The following is a 6659-nucleotide window of genomic DNA, read 5'->3' on the forward strand; positions in this document are numbered from 1 at the left end:
CCGTCGGCGCGGGAGCAGGTACGCGCCACCGGTACGCGCCGTCAGTACGCGCCGGAGCCGCGGAACACCGCCGACCACGTCTTCCACATGATCTGCAGGTCCATCGCCAGCGACCAGTTGTCCACGTACCGCAGGTCGAGCCGGACCGACTCCTCCCAGCTCAGGTCGGAGCGCCCGCTCACCTGCCAGAGCCCGGTCAGACCAGGACGGACCACCAGCCTCCGGTACACGTCGCCACCGTACCGGGCGACCTCGTCCGGCAGCGGCGGACGCGGACCGACCAGCGACATCTCGCCGCGCAGCACGTTGATGAGCTGGGGCAGCTCGTCCAGCGAGTAGCGGCGCAGCAGCCGTCCGACGGGGGTGACCCGCGGGTCCGAGCGCATCTTGAACAGGACACCGTCGTGCTCGTTCTCGTCCAGCAGCCCGGCCTTGCGGTGCTCGGCGTCCACCACCATCGTGCGGAACTTCAGCACGGTGAACGGACGCCCGCCGCGCCCGACCCGGACCTGGCGGAACAGCACCGGCCCGCGGTCGGTCGCCTTGACCGCCACCGCGACGGCCAGCAGCAGCGGGCTCAGCACGAGCAGCCCGAGGCCCGCGCCGACCTTGTCGAGCAGCGACTTGAGCGCCTTGCGGACGCCGTCCAGCTCCGGGTGCTCCACGTGCAGCAGCGGCAGCCCCGACACCGGGCGGATCGAGATGCGCGGACCCGCGACGTCCATCAGCGCGGGCGCGACCGCGAGCTCCACGTCGTCCCGCTCGATCTGCCAGGCGAGCCGGCGCAGCGCGACGCCGTCCATCTCCGGGCAGGCGAGGACGGCCACCGAGTCGGCGCCGACCCGGTCCACGACCTCGGCGACCTGGCCGAAGTCACCGGCGACCGGCACCTTGCGGACCGGGCCGCCGGTGTCGTCCGGCGGCAGGCACACCGCGACCACGTCCATGCCGTGGTACCGCTTCTGCCGGAGCAGGCGGATCAGGTCCGACAGCGCGGCCCGGTGCCCGACCGCGACGACGCGGCGCATGCACTCGCCCTTCCAGCGCCGCTTGTGCAGCCGCTTGCGCAGCCGGAACCGCGCGACCAGGCAGAGGAAGACGCCGAGCGGCAGCGCGATCGCCACGTACCCGCGGGCGATCTCGATCTTGAAGGCGTAGGACAGCATCGCGACCGACGCGACGAGCAGGAACCCGGCGCGCAGCACGCGGTGGAACTCCTCGTACCCGACGCCGGTGTAGCGCGGCCGGTACGCGCGGCAGAGGGCGAGCGCGACGAGCCAGAACACCGGCAGCATCGCGGTGAACGCGAGGTACGGCGCGTCCTCCTCGTCCGGGATGCCGGGGAACCGCACCGCGAACGCGGCGCCGGCCCCCGCCAGCATGGCCGACGCGTCCAGCGCCACCGCCGCCCGCTGGTACGCCCGCGTCCACTGCTGGACCTCGGAGCGCGCGCGGGCAGCGCCGGAGGACTCGGCTTCCGACGACCGAAGCCCGTCCATCACGGCCATGCCGACACCACCGCCTTGCCACACGTTCCCCGGACCAGGGCCCACATCCCGATGACGGCCGAATGCACCACGAGGTTCACATGCGCCCACATGTCCCCGCTGTGATGCATCCTACGGGCCGTCACGAAGCGTGGAAGACGTTCTGCGCAGCGTCCAACCCGTCGGTCAGCAACATCTCCACCGCGTCGCCGGCGCGCTCGGCGTTCAGGTCGAGCTCCTTGCGCTCGGTCGAGGAGAAGTCCTTCAGGACGAAGGCCGCGGCGTCCATCCGGCCCGGCGGACGGCCCACGCCGAAGCGGACCCGCAGGTAGTCGCGGTCGCCGAGGGACTTGGTGATCGACCGCAGGCCGTTGTGCCCGTTGTCGCCGCCGCCCTTCTTGAGGCGGATCGCCCCGTACGGAATGTCCAGTTCGTCGTGCACGACGACCGTCCGCTCGACCGGGACCTTGTAGAAGTCGCGCAGCGCCTTCACCGGGCCGCCCGACTCGTTCATGTACGAGCGCGGCTTGGCCAGGACGACGCGGGCGCCCGCGAGCCGCCCCTCCAGGACGTCCGCGCGCCCCTTGTGCGACTTGAACCTCCCGCCGACGCGTCCGCCCAGGACGTCCAGGACCATGAACCCGGCGTTGTGCCGGTTGCCGGCGTAGGACGGCCCGGGGTTGCCCAGCCCGACGACCAGCCACAGATCAGTGCTCACCACGGTTCCTCGGGGAAAAGGGCACGGCCCCCTCCGGTGCGGACGCACCGGAGGGGGCCGTGCTCAGACTGCTTGGTGCTCGGACCGCCGCGTGCTCAGACCGCTGAGCGAGCGTCAGACCGGACCGGTCGTCACTCGGCGGCGGCCTCGGCCTCGGCGGCCTCCTCGGCCTCGGCCTCGGTCGGAACCTCGGCCTCGGCGGCCTCAGCGGCCTCGCCCTCGGTGTCGCCGGCGGACGCGGACGCGTCGTTGATCTGCAGGATCATGGTCTCGGCGTCGGTGGCCAGGGTGACACCGGCGGGGAGCTTCACCGCGGAGGCGTGCACCTGGGTGCCGACCTCCAGGCCGGCCACGTCGACGTCGACGGCCTCGGGGATGTGGGTGGCCTCGGCCTCGACCGCCAGCTGGACGGTCTCCTGGGCCACGACGCCGCCGGCGACGACGTCGCCGACCACGTTCACCGGGATCTCGACGTTGACCTTCTCGCCGCGCTTCACCGCGAGCAGGTCGACGTGCTCCAGGAAGCCCTTGATCGGGTCGCGCTGGACGTCCTTCGGCAGGGCCAGCTCGGCGCCCTGGCCGGGGATGTCGATCGACAGCAGCACGTTCGGGGTCTTGAGGGCGAGCATGAGCTCGTGGCCCGGCAGCGCGATGTGCACGGGGTCGGTGCCGTGGCCGTAGAGGACGGCGGGCACCTTGCCGGCCCGGCGGGTGCGCCGCGCGGCACCCTTACCGAACTCGGTGCGCGGCTCGGCGGCGATGCGTACCTCGGACACGGCGAAAACTCCTCGTTTGTTGCGATCCACGGCCGACCGGCACGGTCGTCCGCTACGGACAGTGCGAATCAGGCGTTGCTCGATGCGTCGTGCGCCTCGAAGACTCGTTCGCGTTCCTCCGGGGAGTGCGGAACCTGCTCAGGTTCCACTGCCAGGGCCGCACTGAACCGACCCGGGGGCATACGCGGATTCACAGAGTCTAGCCGATGGCCGGAACGCCTCAGTCCAAAGCCCGCCGCATAGGCGGGCGGCTCGCGGTCCGAGCGGCGTCCGGACGTCCGGCCGCCCCTCCCGGCAGACACCCGGCAACCGGGCGAAAGCGGGCAGAAGGGGAGCGCGGTCGGGCGCGCGACCGGCCCAACACACGAGCGCCCGGCCCGCTGTGCGGACCGGGCGCTCGGACGGCGACGACTAGCTGTGGCCGCCGAACAGGCTGGTCACCGAGCCGTCGGAGAACACCTCGTGGATCGCGCGGGCGACCAGGGGGGCGATCGACAGGACGGTCAGCTTGTCGAACTGCTTGTCCTCCGGGATGGGCAGCGTGTTGGTCAGCACCACCTCGGAGATCTTCGAGTTCTTGAGCCGGTCCACGGCCGGGCCGGACAGCACGCCGTGCGTCGCGGCGACGACGACCTTGGTCGCGCCGTTCTCGAACAGCGCGTCGGCGGCCTTCACGATCGTGCCGGCGGTGTCGATCATGTCGTCGACGACCACGCAGGTGCGGCCCTCGACGTTGCCGACCACGTCGAACACCTTGACCTCGTTGGCCACGTCCGGGTCGCGCTTCTTGTGGATGATCGCCATCGGCACGCCGCCGAGCCGGTCCGACCAGCGCTCGGTGACCCGCACCCGGCCGGCGTCCGGCGCGACCACGGTGACCTGGGACAGGTCGAGCTTGTCCTCGAAGTGGTCGGCCAGCAGGTCCAGCGCGAACAGGTGGTCGACGGGGCCGTCGAAGAAGCCCTGGATCTGCGCGGTGTGCAGGTCCACGGTGATCAGCCGGTCGGCGCCCGCGGTCTTGAACAGGTCCGCCATCAGCCGGGCCGAGATCGGCTCGCGGCCGCGGTGCTTCTTGTCCTGCCGGGCGTAGCCGAAGAACGGCGCGACCACGGTGATCCGCTTGGCGGACGCGCGCTTGAGCGCGTCCACCATGATCAGCTGCTCCATGATCCACTGGTTGATCGGCGCGGTGTGGCTCTGCACCACGAACGCGTCGCTGCCGCGGACCGACTCCAGGAACCGGACGAAGGTCTCCCCGTTGGCGAAGTCGTAGGCGGAGGTCGGCGTCAGCTCGACGTCGAGATTCGCCGCGACCTCTTTGGCCAGTTCCGGGTGGGCGCGGCCGGTGAAGAGCATCAGCTTCTTCTGGCCGCTGGTCATGATCCCACTCACTTGGACGACTCCCCCTCAGAAATCGTTGCGCCGCTCACTCGCCGGCCTCGCTCTCGTCCCGCTGCGGGTTCGCGTCCCGCTCCGGACCCTCGTTCTCGCGGGCCCGCCGTGCCGCCTCGGCGTACGGGGTGCCGGCGCGCCTGCGCTCGACCCACCCCTCGATGTTGCGCTGCCGCCCGCGGGCGACGGCGATGGCGCCGTGCGGCACGTCGTTGGTGATCGCCGACCCGGCGGCGGTGGTCGCCCCGTCGCCGACCGCGACCGGCGCGATCAGCACGGTGTTGCTGCCGACGAACGCGCGGGTCCCGATCACGGTGCGGGACTTGGCGACGCCGTCGTAGTTGGCGAAGATCGTGCCCGCGCCGATGTTGGCGCCCGGGCCGATCTCGGCGTCCCCGGCGTAGGTGAGGTGCGGGACCTTCGCGCCCTCTCCGACGTGCGAGTTCTTCATCTCGACGTACGTACCCGCCTTGGCCTTGCGGTCGAGGCGGGTGCCGGGGCGCAGGTAGGCGAAGGGGCCGACGCTGGCCTCCGGGCCGATCTCGGCCTCCACGCAGACCGCGTCGACCACGCGGGCGTCCTCGCCGACGGTGGTGTCGGTGAGCGTGCAGCCGGGGCCGACCTCGGCGCCGGCGGCGAGCCGGGTGGCGCCGCGGAGCTGGGTGTTCGGGTGGACGACCGCGTCCGGCTCGGCGGTGACCTGGACGTCGACCCAGACGGACGCGGGGTCGACGACGGTCACGCCGGCGCGCATGAGCGCCTCCAGCAGGCGGTCGTTGAGCTGGCGGCGGGCCTGGGCGAGCTGGACCCGGTCGTTCACGCCCTGGGTCTCGACCCAGTCGGCGACCAGGTGGGCGCCGGCGCGGTGGCCGTCCCCGCGCAGGATCGCGACGACGTCGGTGAGGTACTCCTCGCCGCTGGCGTTGTCGGTGCTGACCCGCTTGAGCGCGTCGGCGAGCAGGGCGCCGTCGAAGGCGTACATGCCGACGTTGATCTCGCGGACCTCGCGCTCGGCGGGGGTGGCGTCCTTGTGCTCGACGATGCCGGTGACCGTGCCGTCCGCCTCCCGCAGGATGCGGCCGTAGCCGGTGGCGTCGGGCATCTCGGTGGTCAGGACGGTGACGGCGTTGCCCTCGTCCTCGTGCGTGCGCACGAGGTCGGCCAGGGTCTCGCCACGCAGGAGCGGATGGTCGCCGTTGGTGACGACCACGGTCCCGCGCAGCTCTCCGACCTGCTCCAGCGCGGTGCGGACGGCGTGGCCGGTGCCGCCCTGGCGCTCCTGGACGACCGGCACGGCGTGCGGGGCGACCCGCGTCAGGTGCTCGACGACCTGCTCGCGCCGGTGGCCGACGACCACCAGCGTCCGCTCGGGACTCAGGGCGTCCGCCGCGGCCAGGACGTGGCCGAGCATGGAACGGCCGCACAGCTCGTGCAGGACCTTGGAGGTACGGGACTTCATCCGGGAGCCCTCACCTGCGGCGAGGACGATGACGGCAGCCGGGCGGCTGGCACTCACTAGGAGGCTCCTCGGCATCGCGGACGGGTGTCGTGCCGGGAGGCGCGCCTGCGGTTCGTTACCTGCCGCCGGCCGGGTTCCGGACGGCGGCAGGGCAGGTCAGAGCGCACCCGACACCCCGAAGGATACCGTCCGGTCCGGATCTGTCAGCCAGCACCCGACGCGGGCGGAAGCCGCACAGCTCCGGCGCAAGGATTCGAACCTTGTCCAAGGGCACCAAAAACCCTTGTGCTGCCAGTTACACCACGCCGGAAGGCCCGGCGGGTCGAGTCCCGCCGATCCCGCCAAGGATACCGAAGCCGGACCCCGCCTCCGGTACCCCTTTTCTAGGCCCCGAGCCAGTCGGGCAGGGGCTCGCGGGCCTCCAGCCAGGCGGCCGGAGGGGCGTCCCGGACGCCCAGGATCCCGCCCACGATGGCCGCGGTCGTGTCGGTGTCGCCGCCCGCCGCCGCGCACACCCGGACGGCGCGCTCGTAGTCGCCGAGGTGGGTGGCGACCACCCACAGGCAGAAGGGAACGGTGTCGGCGGCGGAGATCCGCGAGCCGTTGCCCAGCTCGTGCGCGGCCTCCCGGAACGCCTCCGGCCCCGTCCGGCGCAGCAGGTCCAGCGCGCGCCGGAGCCCGCGCCGGACGTCCTCGCCCGAGCCCGGGGTGTGGTCGAGGGCGATTTCGATCACATCGCGCGGCGCGAGGCCGACGGCGGGGTCGGCCTCGGGGTCGTCGTGGGCGCCGCCGTGGGCGCCGCCGTGGGCGCCGCCGCGGGCCGCGCC

The 6659-nt window shown here is 72.5% G+C and carries 6 protein-coding genes and 1 tRNA gene; all 7 read right to left on the bottom strand.

The features are described 5' to 3' along the window. Positions 1–41 precede the first annotated feature (41 nt). Positions 42–1508 carry a sugar transferase gene (locus tag DZF91_RS16010; RefSeq protein WP_117358264.1) on the bottom strand — a complete coding sequence of 489 codons (1467 nt, stop codon included), beginning with the start codon at positions 1506–1508 and terminating at the stop codon, positions 42–44. 121 nt (positions 1509–1629) lie between these two features. Continuing rightward, a complete protein-coding gene (gene pth, locus DZF91_RS16015) occupies positions 1630–2205 on the bottom strand; it encodes an aminoacyl-tRNA hydrolase (RefSeq protein ID WP_117358265.1) in 576 nt (191 codons plus the stop codon). A 131-nt stretch (positions 2206–2336) separates the two neighbouring features. After that, the gene (locus DZF91_RS16020; protein WP_117358266.1) at positions 2337–2981 is read right to left on the bottom strand and encodes a 50S ribosomal protein L25/general stress protein Ctc; all 645 of its coding nucleotides are present in this window, start codon (positions 2979–2981) and stop codon (positions 2337–2339) included. 411 nt (positions 2982–3392) lie between these two features. Next, a complete protein-coding gene (locus DZF91_RS16025) occupies positions 3393–4361 on the bottom strand; it encodes a ribose-phosphate diphosphokinase (RefSeq protein WP_117358267.1) in 969 nt (322 codons plus the stop codon). Between the two features lie 46 nt (positions 4362–4407). Further along, positions 4408–5889: a bifunctional UDP-N-acetylglucosamine diphosphorylase/glucosamine-1-phosphate N-acetyltransferase GlmU gene (gene glmU, locus DZF91_RS16030; protein ID WP_117358268.1), complete on the bottom strand. Its 1482-nt coding sequence runs from the start codon at positions 5887–5889 to the stop codon at positions 4408–4410. Positions 5890–6070: 181 nt separating this feature from the next. After that, a tRNA-Gln gene (locus tag DZF91_RS16035) sits at positions 6071–6142 on the bottom strand. A gap of 73 nt (positions 6143–6215) precedes the next feature. Further along, positions 6216–6659: ADP-ribosylglycohydrolase family protein (locus DZF91_RS16040; protein ID WP_147341174.1), on the bottom strand; the 444-nt coding region annotated here is incomplete at its 5' end.

It is taken from the genome of Actinomadura logoneensis (assembly GCF_003428695.1).
GTDB classification, from domain to species: Bacteria; Actinomycetota; Actinomycetes; order Streptosporangiales; family Streptosporangiaceae; genus Spirillospora; species Spirillospora logoneensis.

Coding starts and splice junctions, on each gene's coding strand:
- DZF91_RS16025 (WP_117358267.1), bottom strand. CDS start 4,361: ATGACCAGCGGCCAGAAGAAGCTGATGCTCTTCACCGGCCGCGCCCAC.
- DZF91_RS16010 (WP_117358264.1), bottom strand. CDS start 1,508: ATGGCCGTGATGGACGGGCTTCGGTCGTCGGAAGCCGAGTCCTCCGGC.